At 41.8% G+C, this 15,091-nt stretch carries 12 protein-coding genes; 5 read left to right on the top strand and 7 right to left on the bottom strand.

Annotated features, from left to right (window positions below):
• Nucleotides 1–198 precede the first annotated feature (198 nt).
• Nucleotides 199–912, top strand: coding sequence for a demethylmenaquinone methyltransferase (locus tag IGJ42_RS10310; RefSeq protein WP_430615337.1), 714 nt, complete (start codon nt 199–201; stop codon nt 910–912).
• 97 nt (nt 913–1,009) lie between these two features.
• On the opposite strand, the gene IGJ42_RS10305 is transcribed toward IGJ42_RS10310, so the two are convergent.
• The 5 genes from IGJ42_RS10305 to IGJ42_RS10285 all read right to left on the bottom strand — a co-directional run bounded on the left by IGJ42_RS10305 (nt 1,010) and on the right by IGJ42_RS10285 (nt 5,768).
• A complete protein-coding gene (locus tag IGJ42_RS10305) occupies nt 1,010–2,815 on the bottom strand; it encodes an ABC transporter permease (protein ID WP_430615335.1) in 1,806 nt (601 codons plus the stop codon).
• 13 nt (nt 2,816–2,828) lie between these two features.
• Nucleotides 2,829–3,581, bottom strand: coding sequence for an ABC transporter ATP-binding protein (locus tag IGJ42_RS10300; protein ID WP_005235131.1), 753 nt, complete (start codon nt 3,579–3,581; stop codon nt 2,829–2,831).
• A gap of 7 nt (nt 3,582–3,588) precedes the next feature.
• A complete protein-coding gene (locus IGJ42_RS10295) occupies nt 3,589–3,951 on the bottom strand; it encodes a YxeA family protein (RefSeq protein WP_005235132.1) in 363 nt (120 codons plus the stop codon).
• 168 nt (nt 3,952–4,119) lie between these two features.
• Entirely contained in the window at nt 4,120–4,470 is a 351-nt protein-coding gene (locus IGJ42_RS10290) for a hypothetical protein (protein WP_008378669.1), read from the bottom strand.
• Nucleotides 4,467–5,768, bottom strand: coding sequence for a DUF1576 domain-containing protein (locus tag IGJ42_RS10285; RefSeq protein ID WP_218192944.1), 1,302 nt, complete (start codon nt 5,766–5,768; stop codon nt 4,467–4,469). The genes IGJ42_RS10290 and IGJ42_RS10285 overlap by 4 nt, the downstream gene beginning before the upstream one ends.
• Nucleotides 5,769–6,130: 362 nt before the next feature.
• Here IGJ42_RS10285 and IGJ42_RS10280 point away from each other — a divergent pair, with 362 nt between their 5' ends.
• Nucleotides 6,131–7,924, top strand: a complete 1,794-nt coding sequence (locus IGJ42_RS10280) for an oligopeptide ABC transporter substrate-binding protein (RefSeq protein WP_008378667.1) — start codon at nt 6,131–6,133, stop codon at nt 7,922–7,924.
• Nucleotides 7,925–8,235: 311 nt separating this feature from the next.
• On the opposite strand, the gene IGJ42_RS10275 is transcribed toward IGJ42_RS10280, so the two are convergent.
• Nucleotides 8,236–9,099 (bottom strand): helix-turn-helix domain-containing protein, encoded by an 864-nt coding sequence (locus tag IGJ42_RS10275; RefSeq protein WP_008378664.1) that lies wholly within the window; start codon nt 9,097–9,099, stop codon nt 8,236–8,238.
• 1,048 nt (nt 9,100–10,147) lie between these two features.
• On the opposite strand from IGJ42_RS10275, the gene IGJ42_RS10270 reads away from it, so the two are divergent.
• The 3 genes from IGJ42_RS10270 to IGJ42_RS10260 all read left to right on the top strand — a co-directional run bounded on the left by IGJ42_RS10270 (nt 10,148) and on the right by IGJ42_RS10260 (nt 14,622).
• Nucleotides 10,148–10,990, top strand: a complete 843-nt coding sequence (locus tag IGJ42_RS10270; RefSeq protein ID WP_008378663.1) for a PRD domain-containing protein — start codon at nt 10,148–10,150, stop codon at nt 10,988–10,990.
• Nucleotides 10,991–11,159: 169 nt separating this feature from the next.
• The gene (locus tag IGJ42_RS10265) at nt 11,160–13,061 is read left to right on the top strand and encodes a beta-glucoside-specific PTS transporter subunit IIABC (RefSeq protein WP_016613444.1); all 1,902 of its coding nucleotides are present in this window, start codon (nt 11,160–11,162) and stop codon (nt 13,059–13,061) included.
• A gap of 91 nt (nt 13,062–13,152) precedes the next feature.
• Nucleotides 13,153–14,622, top strand: a complete 1,470-nt coding sequence (locus IGJ42_RS10260; RefSeq protein ID WP_008378658.1) for a glycoside hydrolase family 1 protein — start codon at nt 13,153–13,155, stop codon at nt 14,620–14,622.
• A gap of 20 nt (nt 14,623–14,642) precedes the next feature.
• Here the strand turns inward: IGJ42_RS10260 and IGJ42_RS10255 are convergent, their stop codons facing one another.
• Nucleotides 14,643–14,858, bottom strand: coding sequence for a hypothetical protein (locus tag IGJ42_RS10255; RefSeq protein WP_061054308.1), 216 nt, complete (start codon nt 14,856–14,858; stop codon nt 14,643–14,645).
• Nucleotides 14,859–15,091 lie beyond the last annotated feature (233 nt).

Below are 15,091 nucleotides of genomic sequence, written 5' to 3'. Positions count from 1 at the left end.
ATCCGCTTGTTGCTGACCGAATTGCCTTGGTCAACAAGCGGGGAGCTATGTAGGAAAGGCTGTTTTTTTGTGGGGAAATTACTGGAGGAAAAGGGGAAAGCAGGGTTTTTGTTCCGCAGGTTTTTTCGTGCTAGACTAAAAAGCAGAAGCACGTGAAGCAACAGCAAAACGGAGGGAACAAAGAAAGGACGTGCCGCAATGGCAACAACAGCCAAAGAAACCAAAGTACATGATGTATTTGAATCGATCGCTTCCCGTTATGATCGAATGAACGGTATTATCTCCTTTCAGCTGCACAAACGGTGGCGCAAGGACACCATGAAACGGATGGCAGTACCAATGGGTGCTGAGATATTAGATTTATGCTGCGGGACCGGGGATTGGGCGTTTGCTTTAAATGAAGCGGTCGGTCCGACGGGGCAAGTGACCGGCGTTGATTTTAGCGAAGAAATGTTAACGGTTGCCAAAGCAAAGGCAAAGAAAAAGCAACAAACGCAGATCCAGTGGCAGACTGGCAATGCGATGGCATTAAGCTTTCCAGACGAGCACTTTGATTATGTGACGATCGGGTTCGGGTTGAGAAATGTCGCGGATCGCCAACAAGTCTTGGCGGAGATCCATCGGATGCTGCGCCCAGGCGGGAAAATCGTTTGTCTGGAAACATCACAGCCCACACTGATCGGCTGGCGGCAACTGTTTACTTTTTATTTTCACCATGTCATGCCGTTATTTGGCAAATTGTTCGCCAAAAGCTATCAAGAATATTCCTGGCTCCAGGAGTCTGCGCGGGATTTTCCTGACAAGGAGGCATTGAAACGGGAGTTTCAGGCAGCTGGCTTTGATGTGTTGCAAGTCAAAAGCTATGCAGGAGGTGCGGCCGCGATGCATATGGGCGTTAAACCTCAAAGCTAACGGCGTTTTTTTTCGATAGAAGAGCGACGAAATGAAAGAGACCATCAAGCGGATTGATGGTCTCTTTGCGTTGAGCAATTCAGAAAGTCTGTACGAGTTATTTTTTGTTTGGTCGTAAAACGATGTTGGTGTATAACCAGATGGTCACCACGTAATAAATGGCATAGAGAGCAATAAAGATGCCAAAGGGCAGCCATAGATCGTGGTACGGATCGATCATCAATGTTGTGAACATTTGTAATCCGAACAAGACATGGATCATCCCTAAGATACCAGGAACTAGGAAGAGCACACCAATCTCTTTGCGGATCGATCCTTTCAATAAGCTAGTCCGGGTTCCGATTTTTTTCAACATCGTATAGCGTTGAATGTCGCTGTTGGCCCCAGAAAGAATTTTAAACATCAAGCAGCTTGCTAACATCGTCAAGAAGGCGATCCCCAAGAAAAAGCCCATAAATTCAAAACCGGAGAAGAGACCATTATACGTGTCATAGACGAAGACCCGTTGCGAAAAATTCGTATCGGCAGTTTCAGTAGTATTGGTTTCTTGGTTTGTTTGCGCCAATTCATGTAATGCATCGTAACTTGTTTGAAAGTCTTTGACTTGCACCATTCGCAAGCTGGATTCAGGGGCATTGATTGTGTCAAAAGCGGTTTGATCGACAACTTGGATCTCTTTGCCTCGTTGTTCTGGCAAGAGGTAGCTACGCAATTGGTCCTGCGCGGTGATATCTTTGGCTAATTGGTCTCCCGACAGCTTGTTGTAGGTAACGTTGATACTCAACTGATTCGTACTGGTGCTGAGCAAGTTGTTCTTGTTGAATTGATCTTTATTGTAATAAAGGGTGTCGTCTGTTTCCTTCAGACTATAAGTGACATCAAGAGTCGGCTTTAAGGCTGCAACTTTTTCGTCAGAAGCATTTTGGGCATTATTCAAATACAAGTCATAAGGGGCAACGGATTTTGCCATAATTGGGATCTCGTTTTTGAAGCCCAGACCAACAGTCAAGGCACCTAATGCAAGAGCAAAGAGCATGGCTACCATCGATAGCATCTGCGTATAATCACGAATCCGAAAGCTTAGCTGAGACAAGGTGAAATTGTTTAACCTTTTCAAAGCAATGGCATCGGTCCTCTTCAGCAAAGATAAAATCGTGATGATCACGGAACGAAAGACAAGGTAGGTCCCTAAAATAATAGTAACTAGGGCAACACCGATCCCCACTAATTGGAATTTCATCAAGTCGCTCATCATATAATAACCGACTGCTAAAGAACAAATCCCTAAGACAGTTTGCAAAAAGAGCATGAAAGGACGTTGCTTGACTTGCGCCGGAGTGCTGGTTTCTCGTAACAAGGCTAAAATTGATTTCTTGGCAATTGCCCGTGCATTAAAGATAGCAGCGATCAAAAAGAGAATCGAGAAGAATGCAAGTGTCACGACTAATGCTTGTAGATTAAAGGCCGCATAATGGCTGATCTGTAAATTTAATTGGTTCACTAGTAAGGTATTGACACCACTGGCTAATCCAATACCTAGTAAAGAACCAACAGCAGTGGCGGCGATCCCGACCAAGAATGTTTCAATGAAAATCATTTGGGCGATCTTACGTCCTTTGGCTCCTAACATCATAAACATGGCATAGTCTTTTTGCCGCATCGCCATTAAGAAAGAATTGGCGTATAAAATGTATGCAAAGGTGATGATTCCTAGTAAGACAGAACCAAAGCGAAAGATAAAAACCACCATACTGATGATCGAGTTGCTTTTTAAAAAGGCTTCATTGCTGGCCATTGATTCGAACATATAGAAGATGGCTGAGGCCATGACTAAACCAGAAAAGAGGACGATATAATCCTTCAACCGGCCTTTGATTCCGGTAAGTGATAATTTCCAAAGCATGTGTTCTTCCTCCTTATTGTTCCAAGTTTCCTAGAATGACAAGGATCTTGCGGTAAAATTCTTCCCGGCTTTGATCCTCACGTTTCACTTCTTGATGGATCTTCCCGTCCTTGATAAATAAAATACGTTGGCAATAGCTGGCAGAAAGGGGATCATGAGTGACCAATAAAATCGATACTTGGTCATTGGTATTCAAGTCGTCCATCATATTTAATAAGTCTTTGGCACTTTTTGAATCCAAGGCACCTGTCGGTTCATCCGCAAAAAGAATCGTTGGTTCCGTGATCAAAGCTCGAGCGGCTGCCACCCGTTGTTTTTGCCCACCTGAGATTGCTGCCGGATAGTTGTCGAGGATATGCGTGATAGACAAACGTTCTGCGACTCGTTTGATCCGTTGTTGGATGATCTTTGGTTTGACCCCTTGTAAAGAAAGGGGCACCGCAATGTTTTCAGAAGCTGTTAAGTTTTCTAGGAGATTGAAATCTTGGAAGATGAAGCCAATTTCACGGCTGCGAAAATCTGCCAAGGCATCGCCTTTTAGTTTGGTGATGTCGCTGTTGTTGATGCGGATCGTACCTTTGGTTGGATGATCCAAGGTTGAAAGAATGTTCAACAAGGTAGACTTACCGGAGCCTGAAGCTCCCATGATTCCGATAAATTCACCTTTTTCAATATCAAAGCTGATGCCTTTCAAGGCTTCGGTTTGTTTTTCGTTGGCTTTTCCGTAAACTTTAGTAAGTTCACTTGCTTGAATAATTTTTTCCATGATTAAGTTACGCTCCTTTTAATTGAGTTAGTGCTTTTGCGGGAATGTCTTTTTCTTTGACCTCTTCATAGCTGGTCACGCCTTTTTTCTCATTCCATGTAAGTTTCAAATAGGCTTCTTTACGCAAAGGCCGCTCTTGGAAACCATTGAAATCAAGGGTTTTGCTTTTGCCATTTTCGTCATAAGCCGGTAGTTCATAGTGGTATTGAGTATAGACATTGCCACTGTCATCTTTAGAAGTCGTTTTTTCGCCATCTGTCGTGATTTGGACATAATAGCTGTCGCCCCCCATGATGACTGATTCAGCAATTTGCAATGCACCAAATCCCACAAGCACGACAACTGCTAGTCCAATCAAAAATTTTTTCATAAATAGGTCACCTCGTTTTTTATTATGATGAAAGTATAACGCTAGTTTTCTGAAAAGGAGTGTGAAAAATCTATCAATAAACTTTCAATTTTGTCACGAGGAACGAACAAAAAAACGTTTCTGAATTGTGTGATCCACAAATCAGAAACGTCGTTTGCTTGTTACTCTTCAGTCATATTTTTTGCGAAACAGTTCAACGACTAGTTGTCCCTCATCATACATAATGGCGGCTTCATCGATCATTAATCCCAATAAATAGTAATCTTTTTCTTCATGGATCGTTTGATGACCGCCCAACAGTTCAACGTAATAGTTTTCCAAGGTACTGTCTCTTGGTGTATTGAGCATGTTGATAAAATGTTCTAGATCAGAGGGCTGTTCAGGGAAAGGGCCCTGCACGACTGCTTTGAAACCTTCTGCTTCAAAGGCCATCTCGCTCGTTATCTTTTGACAGTCATGGGACAAAAAGTAGGTGACTACTTCATCGACGATTCGTCGTGCCCGTTCTTTTTCAATCATTTTTTTCGCCGCCTTCTGATTTGTTGGTATTCATCTAACAATGGTACCATTGCCGCCGCGACAAATCCACTGGAAAAACCGTTATTGTATAAGTTCAATCCTCCATGTAAATAAGTGATATTTGTGACCAGTGCTGCATGGACGATGCCTGCTAAGATACCAGCTACAGGACCATAATACCCACTGATCGGAGCTAAACTTGTTCCAAAGATCGCTGTGAGTAATAAGCTGAAGGTGGATACATCAGAAGTCAAACCGACTTTGGTGGCTAAGACCACCCCAATCATCACGGGCAAACTATTTTTCCAATGGTTTCCAAAGGCACTGAAACCAATCACGGTCAATACAGCCCCTAAAAGTGGACCGGAAAGCTCGCCTTGCAGCAGGAAAATAAAGACTAACATCAAGAGCCCCATCATTGCCATGTTCATCATGGTGATTCCTAGTGAAAAAATTGTGACATAATCGGTCATCAGTTTCCCAGAAGTTTTAAAAAGATCCGTTAAACCTTTTACCGATCGTTTATTTAAAAAATAACCAATAAAAAACAAGAAAAAACAAAGGATGAGCAAGAAAGCCGTCAGATAATAGTGATAGTCAGTCGTCAATTGCTTGTTCGAATAGACTTCCATGTCGAATAATCGTAAAAAGCTAGTGAAAAACATAGTGATAATACCGGTAGCAAAGCCAATATTGTACAAAGAAAATCCTTGATGGAATTGTAAAAATTGTGCTGCCAGTGGGGGGAGTGTTAAGCCAATCAAAATGCCGATTCCATAACCTAACGCGATTCCTAGGGGCAAAGGTAAGCCTAAGCCAAATGCTAAGTAACTAATGACGGGTGAGGCAGCACTACCAAATAAAGCGACAAGTGAGTACTGGGTTGAGGGCCGTTGCTGTATGTAAGAGTATAGATAGACACCCAAGGGAATGGGGATTGAGTTAAAGATGTTTTTTCCAAAAAAAGAAAAGCCGGATATGGTAAAGAAAGCGGCGATCATCGGACCACTAATAATGGTTCCTTGCTTTTTAGCAAGCAGGATACTAATCAAAGTCAATAAGCCGCTATTCAAAAAGGCGCTTCCGAGATTGCCGATTGCAAAATAATCAGAAATCAAATTGCTAGGGGCATTCAAAATAGCCAACGATCCTTGCCACAATGCCTGAGGCGGCGAGGTGAACAAGCCGAGTAGAATCAACACACAGCTGTAAGCCAGAAGCAACCGCTGAGTTAAGAGCTGTGAGATCGGTGCAAAAGGTTTCGATTTCGTTTGTAAGAAAATTCGTTTGTCTGACATAGTTTCACTGAACGCTCCTTTTTTTTCATAGTATCACATCTTTTCTCGTCTAAGAAGGTTTTTTTGACAGTTTCCACAAGGCGTTTTTCGAAAAATATGAGAGAAAAGGAACGTCATAAAAGAAAAACTTAAGAATATTTGAAAAAAAGCAATAGCGATTTATCAATGATTTTCGTCTTATTTTCAATAATTTCATAGATTGATGAAATTATTGACGGAAAGAGTTTTGAGAAAATTGTTATAATTTAGTTAATCTCGTTCAGATTTTCTAATAAAAAAGCCATTTTAAGATAAAAAAAACTGTTTGCTTGGTTTTTTTATCAGTGAATCACAAATGAGGGGATTTAATAAGGAGGAAGAGTATGAAGAAAACGAAGTTTGGCATGATTACTTTATTGGCAGCGCTTGTTTTAGGGGCTTGCGGACAAAGTAACGGAGGTGGAACAGGTTCGACAGATACAGGAGAGTCGTCATCAGACGCTGCAGCATCAGATATCAGCACATTACCGCTAGCGGTAGTCAATGATGATGAAGTGATTGAAGGTGGAGTTTTAGACGTTGCTGTAGTAATGGACACTCAGTTCCAAGGATTATTCCAGTGGGAGTTCTATCAGGATGCCTATGACCGTGACTTTATGTTACCAAGTCATGAATATCTATTCTTACAAGATGAGGATTTTAAGATTATTGATGGTGGACCTGCAGACTTAGACTTGGATGTCGAAAACAATAAAGCGACGATCACATTACGTGATGAACTAAAATGGTCGGACGGGGTAGATGTTACAGCCGAAGATGTCATTTTTTCTTATGAAGTCATTGGTCATCAAGACTATGATGGCGTTCGCTACAATAATGACTTTACTAATATTGTTGGAATGGAAGAATACCATAGCGGTGAAGCAGATACGATTTCTGGGATCACAGCAGTTAGCGATAAAGTAGTTGAGATCGAATTTAAGGAAATGCATCCTGGAATGCAGCAATCCGGTGGAGCAATTTGGAACGCGGCATTACCAAAACATACCTTTGAAGGTATTGAAGTAGCAGATATGCCATCCAGTGATCCTGTACGGACAAACCCAATTGGTTTTGGTCCTTACAAGATGACGAATATCGTACCTGGGGAAACCGTAGAGTATGTTCCGAATGAACATTATTATGGGGGAACACCAACATTAGAAAAAATTGTGATGCGTAATGTTCCATCTGCATCGATCAATGAAGCACTAAATGCAAAACAATATGATTTAGTATTGAAAATGCCAACAGATACGTTCGATACGTATCAAGATATGGATGGCTACCAAATGTTAGGACGACCAGAACAATCTTACACCTATCTTGGTTTTAATTTAGGAACATGGAATGACGAAACAAATAGTGTTGATTTTGATCCAAACGCAAAAATGGCCAACAAAGCATTGCGTCAAGCAATGGGCTATGCTATCGATAATGATGCGATTGGTGAGCGTTTCTACCATGGCTTGCGTTCAAATGGTACAACATTGATCCCACCGGTTTATGGTAGTTTGCACAGCACTGATGTGGAAGGTTACCACTTAGATATGGATAAAGCAAATCAACTCCTAGATGATGCTGGCTTTATCGATGTTGATGGTGATGGCTTCCGGGAAGATCCAGATGGCAATAAATTAACCATCAATTTTGCTTCAATGTCAGGTGGAGAAGTGGCACAACCACTGGCAGATTACTATGTCCAACAATGGCAAGAAATCGGTTTGGATGTCCAATACTCTACAGGACGTTTGATCGACTTCCAAGCATTCTATGACAAGTTGAAAAATGATGATCCAGATATCGATGTTTTCCAAGCTGCTTGGTCTACTGGATCAGATCCATCACCAACTAGCTTATGGGGACCAAATTCAGCCTTTAACTACACTCGTTACGAGTCTGAACGCAATACAGAATTGTTAGCAGCCATCGATTCAAATGATTCCTTCGATGAAGAAAAACGTAAAGAAGCATTTGATGCATGGCAAGAATATGCATTTGAAGAAGCGTTTGCTATTCCGACATTGTACCGTAACCAAGTTTTGCCGGTCTCTGATCGTGTCGCAAACTTTACGTGGGCATATGATCCAGATCATAATCCATGGGCACGAGTTGGAGTGACTTCAGAATCTCGCTAATCGATTTGTTGAATCACTGAAATCAAAAAAGAACAACGCTTTTGTCGTTTTCTGAAAAGCCAGCTCAGTTTACTTCTATAGTTAACCGGAGGGATGAGTTGTGCAAAATCAAATCTGGGTCAAGATAAACCAGATACGTTTTAAGATTTTAGCCCGAAAACCAGTTAGGTCTACGCACCTAACTGGTTTTTTGTGTACAAGTTAGGCTAGCATTTGACTGAAAAACGCCTGTCCTTCAATAAGCAGACAGGCGTTTACGAAAAAGATAAATCATGTTTGTAAGGATATAGGATGATTCAAAGGGAAAAATGTTAAATGGAGATATTCGTCACGGTATGAATCAAGTTTTGCAGGTCATTTTTATGGTTCTGGTAACCGGCTTGTTCGATAACGATTAAGCTGTTTCTTAACACTTCTTTGTTTAATTGAGAAGATTGCAAATAGGAGTAAATTTCTTGATACAAGACTTGATGGATTTTCAAATAAAAATACAGAGGTGTATTAGGCAAGGGATGAGACAAAAGCAGAAACTTGTTAAGCAGATAGGAATCCTTACTTTCACTGGCAAAGGCGCAGCCATTTAAGATCACAACACTTAACAAATTTGCATAAAAGGGATCATTGGCATAGCGAAGAATTTTTTTGATCCCATGATCTAAATAGTAACTGATGGTTTCTTGGTCGAAAATAAATAACAAATTTGAGAATAAGTTCAACTCAAAGCGCCCCCAGGTTTCGATATCAAACAAGTATTGCTTTACCAGTTCAACTTCTTGGGTGTAAGCTCCTCGATTCATCAGAAATGATTCACGGTTGAGCAGCAGCAGGCCTTGGACATACAAAGAATAATAAAAAAAATTTTGTGTCTCAAAGTAGCGTTCCTCAAGGCTAGTCAAGTAGTCGATAGTCAGTGTTCGATCATAATATCGGGTATAGAAATCTTGCACCAGCTGACGTTTCTGACCAGTGGCTTCGCTGTCGATCAACAGACTGAACTCATGAACCGTGATATTCATTTTGTCTAAGTAGTCAAACAAGGTTTGTGAAGAGAGATTTGTTTTGCGATTTTCGAAAGAAGAAAGGGTGGTGCGAGAGGAAATACCTTCGGCAAGCTTGGCTTGCGAGATTTTGCGATCTGTGCGCAGTTTCTTGATTAAAGAGCCTTGCTGTTTCATGGGGGACCTCCTTAATTGTGACGCATTTCTGAACAATGTGATTTTAATAACATGTTATCAAATATAATAGGGTATAGCAAATAATAAAGGAGGTCGTTTTTCATGGAATTTGAACCATTTGGTCCTTGGGAAATCAACCCATTTAAAAACTAGTACAGGCTTTCATTTAGATACTTGTCATTGAAGGATCAGTGACAGATTGATAAATGAAATTTAGTTTACGTCCTGCTTTTTTCGCGGCGAACTGCGAACATTCTAAGCAGGAAAGAGAAGATCTTGAAGAATCGAAAGGTTATTTGGTTGATTCCCCCACTCAAAGAGACCTTTTCGTTTGTGGAAGTCATGAAACGCATGAATCGCGCAAGGTGGTCAGTCCCATTGAATGTCTGTCATGCACCAGACCTTCCCCAATTTTCTGATTCTTTGTGATTGATCGTCTTTCAAGCATCATACTTCCAGCTATGACCGTAATGCACGAAGATTACGGTTTTTTTGTGGTCTTATTGTGCTACACAGTAAACCATGTATTTCAAGTGAACTAAAAGACCAAAGCTAGACAAGAAATTCAGTGAGAAAGATAGTGAAAAAAAGTCAAAATCAAAAAAAGAAAAACGTTTGCAAAAAAAGTGTTGACATTTTTTCTCAGAATGAGTACTATTATCTCAACGGAACACGAGAGTGTTCTCATTACTGGATTCGTTACTGTTCGGCAGGCAAGACCAGAGGAAAAAAGTGCATTGATTACCCAAAGTTTCTTGGGTTGTACACTTTTTTGCTTTGGTCTTCTTTTTTTGCTCCATTATTTCTATTCGCTAAAAAAGAACCGGTTCCAAGGTAAGGTCCAGTCATTGATCATCAAAGGAGGGGAGAAGTAAAACGCAATGAAGTGCCAGCTAGGTTTGACGATATCCTGCAGTACTGCCTGGAGCAGACATTCACCTCGTCACTTAATGGCAAGTCAGAGAAAGAAAAAAATACAAGACCTTCTGCATAGACGTCAAACGATGCAAAGTTGTGTATGCGCTATGCTGATCAAGGAGGATCGTTCGTGAAGATTATCAAGAGGATCAACAACAATGTTGTACTTTCAAAAGAAGATGAAGTTGAAGTGATCCTAATGGGAAAAGGGATCGGCTTTCAAACGAAACCGGGTGACCTGATTCCGGCTGAGCGAATCGAAAAAAAATACTACCCAGAAGATGACTTGACAGTGGAACATATGTCGAAAGTCATGACGAAGGCTGACGAGAAACAAATGGCCGTCATTTATGAAATCGTGCGTCTTTTTCGGGAAAGTGTTGGAACCGATTTCAATCCAAACGTTTATTTCACACTGATGGATCATATCTTGTTTGCCATCAGTCGTCAAAAGCAAGAAATTGTTTTGACCAATCCCATGCATTGGGAAATCAAGAAAATCTATGCCAAGGAATATGCGGTCAGTGTCCAAGCGGTCGAGTTGATCCGCAAAGAGCTGTATCCCGATTTTTCGCAAGAAGAAGCTGCGTTTATCACTTTGCATTTCGTCAATGCGCAAATTGAAAAAAGCGCCAATCAAAGTGCCTATGAGCACACCGAGTTGACCAACAATATTTTACGGATCGTTAAGTATAGCATGAACATCGAGTACGATGAGAATTCTTCCTACTTCCAACGGTTTGTGACCCACATTCGCTATTATTTAATTCGACAAAGTCAAGAAAAAGAAGAGCCAGTATTGGCTAATCCGATGATTGCCTTGGCTTTCAGCAGCTATCCGAAAGAAAAAGAAACCGCAGATTCGATCAAAGAATACTTATTTGAACAAAAGGGCTGGCATGTCAACGATATGGAATTGATGTATTTGATTCTGCATATCGGTAACTTAGCCGCTCACTCAAAATTAACCTAAGAATGGAAATGGATTCGTTACAGTTCGGCTGGCAAGACCTGCACTTTCTTACAATACTCGTTGAGGAGACCCGTCTCGTTTTTTATGGGTGATACTCCTGCTTGTTTATTGTAGAAATGGCCGGTCTTTTTATTTTTATTAAATGATCTATTAAAAAGGAGAAATCAAAATGGCAAAATATACTGAATTAGCACAAGACATTTTGGCCCACGTTGGCGGCAAAGAAAATGTCTCTTCTGTAAAACACTGTGTGACTCGCTTACGTTTCCACTTAAAAGACGAAAGCAAAGCAGACACAGATTATTTGCAAAAACGTGACGGTGTCGTGACCGTTGTCAAAGCAGGCGGACAATACCAAGTGGTTATCGGTAATCATGTGCCAGATGTTTACGATGAAGTGCTGAAAGTCGGCGGATTAGCCGATGGCGGCAGTCTTGATATCGACGAAGGCGACGAAAAGAAAGGCAGTTTGTTTGACCGCTTTATCGATGTCATCTCAAGCTTGTTTCAACCGTTCTTAGGTCCATTAGCGGCAGCCGGTATTTTAAAAGGGATCACGGCGCTACTTGCAGCAACTGGGATGGAAGCGACCAATGGAATCTATGTAGTAATGAATACCCTAGGCGATGGTTTGTTCCAATACTTACCTATGATCTTAGCCGTAACTGCTGCAAAGAAATTCAAGATGAATACCTATACAGCATTAGCGATTGCAGGTGCGATGGTCTATCCTGGTTTAGCAGAAAGCGTTGCTGAAGCGAGCAAAGTCTTTGGTCTAACCTTGACCTTACCAGCAGGTGGCTACTTTAATAGCGTATTGCCGATTATTTTAGCGATTTTTGTCGCTTCGAAAATTGAACAGTTTATGCGCAAAGTTACACCTGATGTAGTCAAAATGTTTGTGGTTCCTTTTGTAACGATTTTGATCACTGTGCCGTTGACCTTCTTTGTGGTAGGTCCAGTCGCAAATACAGCATCTAGCTGGATCGGTATTGCTTTCCAAGCGGTTTATGATTTCAGCCCAATCATTTATGGATTTGCTTTAGGGGCATTATGGCAAGTATTGGTAATGTTTGGTCTTCACTGGGGTCTTGTGCCATTGGCGATCATGGATATGGCGCAAAACGGCTCTTCGATTATTTTGACCGCCGCAGTGCTACCATGTTTCACGCAAACGGGTGTGCTAGCAGCGATTTGGTTGAAAACGAAAGAACCAAAAGTCAAACAAGGCGCAATGCCAGCATTGATCTCATCGATCTTCGGTGTGACTGAACCTGCGATCTACGGTTATACTTTGCCAATGAAAACACCATTTATCGTTTCTTGTTTAGTTTCAGGTTTCGTTGGTATCTACTTGTCAATCTTTAACGTTACTGGTTACGCAATGGGCGGTATGGGTATCTTCTTGTACCCTGCATATATCGATCCAGCAACAGGCAGCTTCCATAGCGTGATCCACTTAGCCATCGGTACAGTTATTGCAATCGTAGCGTCATTTATCATCATGATGTTATTGAAAGTACCAACTTTGTATACAACTGTTGATTCACCAGTCGACGGTCAAGCAACACCAGCAGCACCAGCACCAGAAGTAAAAACCGTTTCTGCCAGCGTCAAAGATGAAACAGTCAAAAGCCCAGTAACCGGTCAAGTGGTTGCTTTAGCAGATGTGGAAGACAAAGTCTTTTCTTCAGGTGCTATGGGAAAAGGGATCGCCGTTGAACCAGCGATCGGTGAAATCACTGCTCCAGCAGATGCAGAAGTCAAAATCTTGTTTCCAACAAAACATGCCATCGGCTTAGTCACTGAGGATGGGACAGAATTATTGATCCACATCGGCATGAATACGGTGGAACTTGAAGGCAATCACTTTACTGCCTACATCAACCAAGGAGACAAAGTCAAAGCCGGTCAAAAATTGATCTCTTTTGATACTGAAGCGATTCGTGCGGAAGGCTATTCCTTACTGACACCAGTCATCGTCACAAACTCTAACGACTACAGTGACATCCAAACGACACAGTCAAAAGAAGTAACAGCGAACGACAATTTGATCGAAGTCGTAAAATAAATGCGTTTATCGGCACGTCGTAGGATCAGTAAGAATGCTTTCTTACTGATCCGCTGTGTCGATCAATAAAGAAAAAGAAAGTAGGCTAATCATGACAGAAAAACAATTTCCAAAAGGCTTTTTATGGGGCGGCGCCACTGCAGCCAACCAATTTGAAGGAGCATGGAACGAAGGCGGACGTGGCCCAGCGACATCCGATACGGCGATCGCTGTCAAACCAGAAGACCGTAAAAACATGGCAGAATTTGCTGCACCAATGACTCGGGAAAAAGTCTTGTTTGCCTTAAATGACAAAGAGGGCTTGTATCCAAAACGTTGGGGATCAGATTTCTACCATCGTTACAAAGAAGATATCGCCTTGTACGCAGAGATGGGCTTTAAAACGTTCCGTCTGTCCATCGCTTGGTCAAGAATTTTTCCAAATGGTGACGATGTTCAGCCAAATGAAGAAGGCTTGCAATTTTATGACAACGTGTTTGATGAGTGTGCAAAATACGGGATCGAACCCTTAGTGACCCTCTCTCACTACGAAACACCTATCGGGATCGCGTTAAACTATGGCGGCTGGAAAAATCGCCAAGTGATCGATTTGTTCGTCAAATACGCAGAAACTGTGTTGACCCGCTACAAAGACAAAGTCAAATATTGGTTGACCTTCAATGAAATCAATATCATGGGGATCTCTGGCTATGTTGGCGGTGCCTTGTTATCCGAAGATGGCACGCAAAACCTTTCTGACATGTATCAAGCTGTGCATCATCAATTTGTGGCTTCTAGTTTAGCAACAAAATTTGCCCACGAAATCAATCCTGATATCAAAGTAGGGATGATGTTGGCACGGATGCAAGCCTACCCAGCTACACCAAATCCAGCAGATGTGATGGAAGAAATCAAGCGTGACCACGAGAATCTCTTCTTCTCTGATGTCCAAGTTCGTGGGAAGTATCCAGCGTATACGAAGCGCTTCTTTAAAGAAAACGGCATCGAAGTGACCTTCGAAGATGGCGATTTAGACATTCTTGCGCAATACCCTGTCGACTTCATGTCCTTTTCTTACTACATGAGTTCTATTGCCCGCCACAATCCTGAAGAAGGCGGCGAAGCAACGGCCGGCAACTTTTCTTTAGGCGAATCAAACCCATACTTGGAAGCCTCTGACTGGGGGTGGCAAATCGATCCAATCGGCTTGCGTGTGACTTTGAATAACTTGTACGACCGCTACCAAGTACCATTGTTTATCGTTGAAAACGGCTTAGGTGCCTTGGATACGGTGGAAGAGGATGGTTCGATCCATGACAGCTATCGAATCGATTATTTGAAGGCGCATATCGAACAAATGTATGAAGCGATCGAAGATGGTGTGGAATTGATGGGCTATACGCCTTGGGGTTGTACCGACTTAGTTTCGGCTTCAACGTCAGAAATGTCGAAACGCTACGGCTTTGTCTATGTAGACGCGGATGATGAAGGAAACGGTAGCTTTGACCGTTCCCGTAAAGATAGTTTTTACTGGTACAAAGAAGTCATTGCTACCAATGGCGGTAGTTTGTTACAGGATTAAAAAATAAACCAAAGCGGCTCTCAAAAAAGAGAGCCGCTTTTTTGTTGTGCTCGGTAAAAAAAGAAGAGAAAGGGGGTTAGCAGCTGCCATGCTAGAAAGATCAATGAAACAGTCAACGCCCATTTTTTCATTTTGGGCTTAGGCACAACGGCTTCGGGCATCAAATAGACAAGAGAGAATACTGTAAGAAAAAACAACAGGGTCAGTGGTTGGACGACAAACGTCAGCCAGTTCATAGGGCAAGCTCCTTTTATGAGGATTGATGATTTGTTCTTTCGTGTTATTATTTTGCAAATTCATTATATATTTAGTTCGTTAAAAAGGCAAGGAGCTCATGGAATAACGATTGTGTGCAGGAAGGGGGGAGAAAAACGAGTGGCACATCCTTGTATTTTGATTCGAATCTTTCTAGAGTAACACAGTAAGCTTGAGGTTAGAATCAGAACTAGCAATAAAAAAGCCCCTTTTC

Origin of the sequence: Enterococcus sp. DIV1067f, assembly GCF_050543505.1 — a bacterium.
In the GTDB taxonomy this organism is placed as follows: domain Bacteria; phylum Bacillota; class Bacilli; order Lactobacillales; family Enterococcaceae; genus Enterococcus_D; species Enterococcus_D entomosocium.
This window is presented reverse-complemented; position numbering and strand designations above follow the sequence as displayed.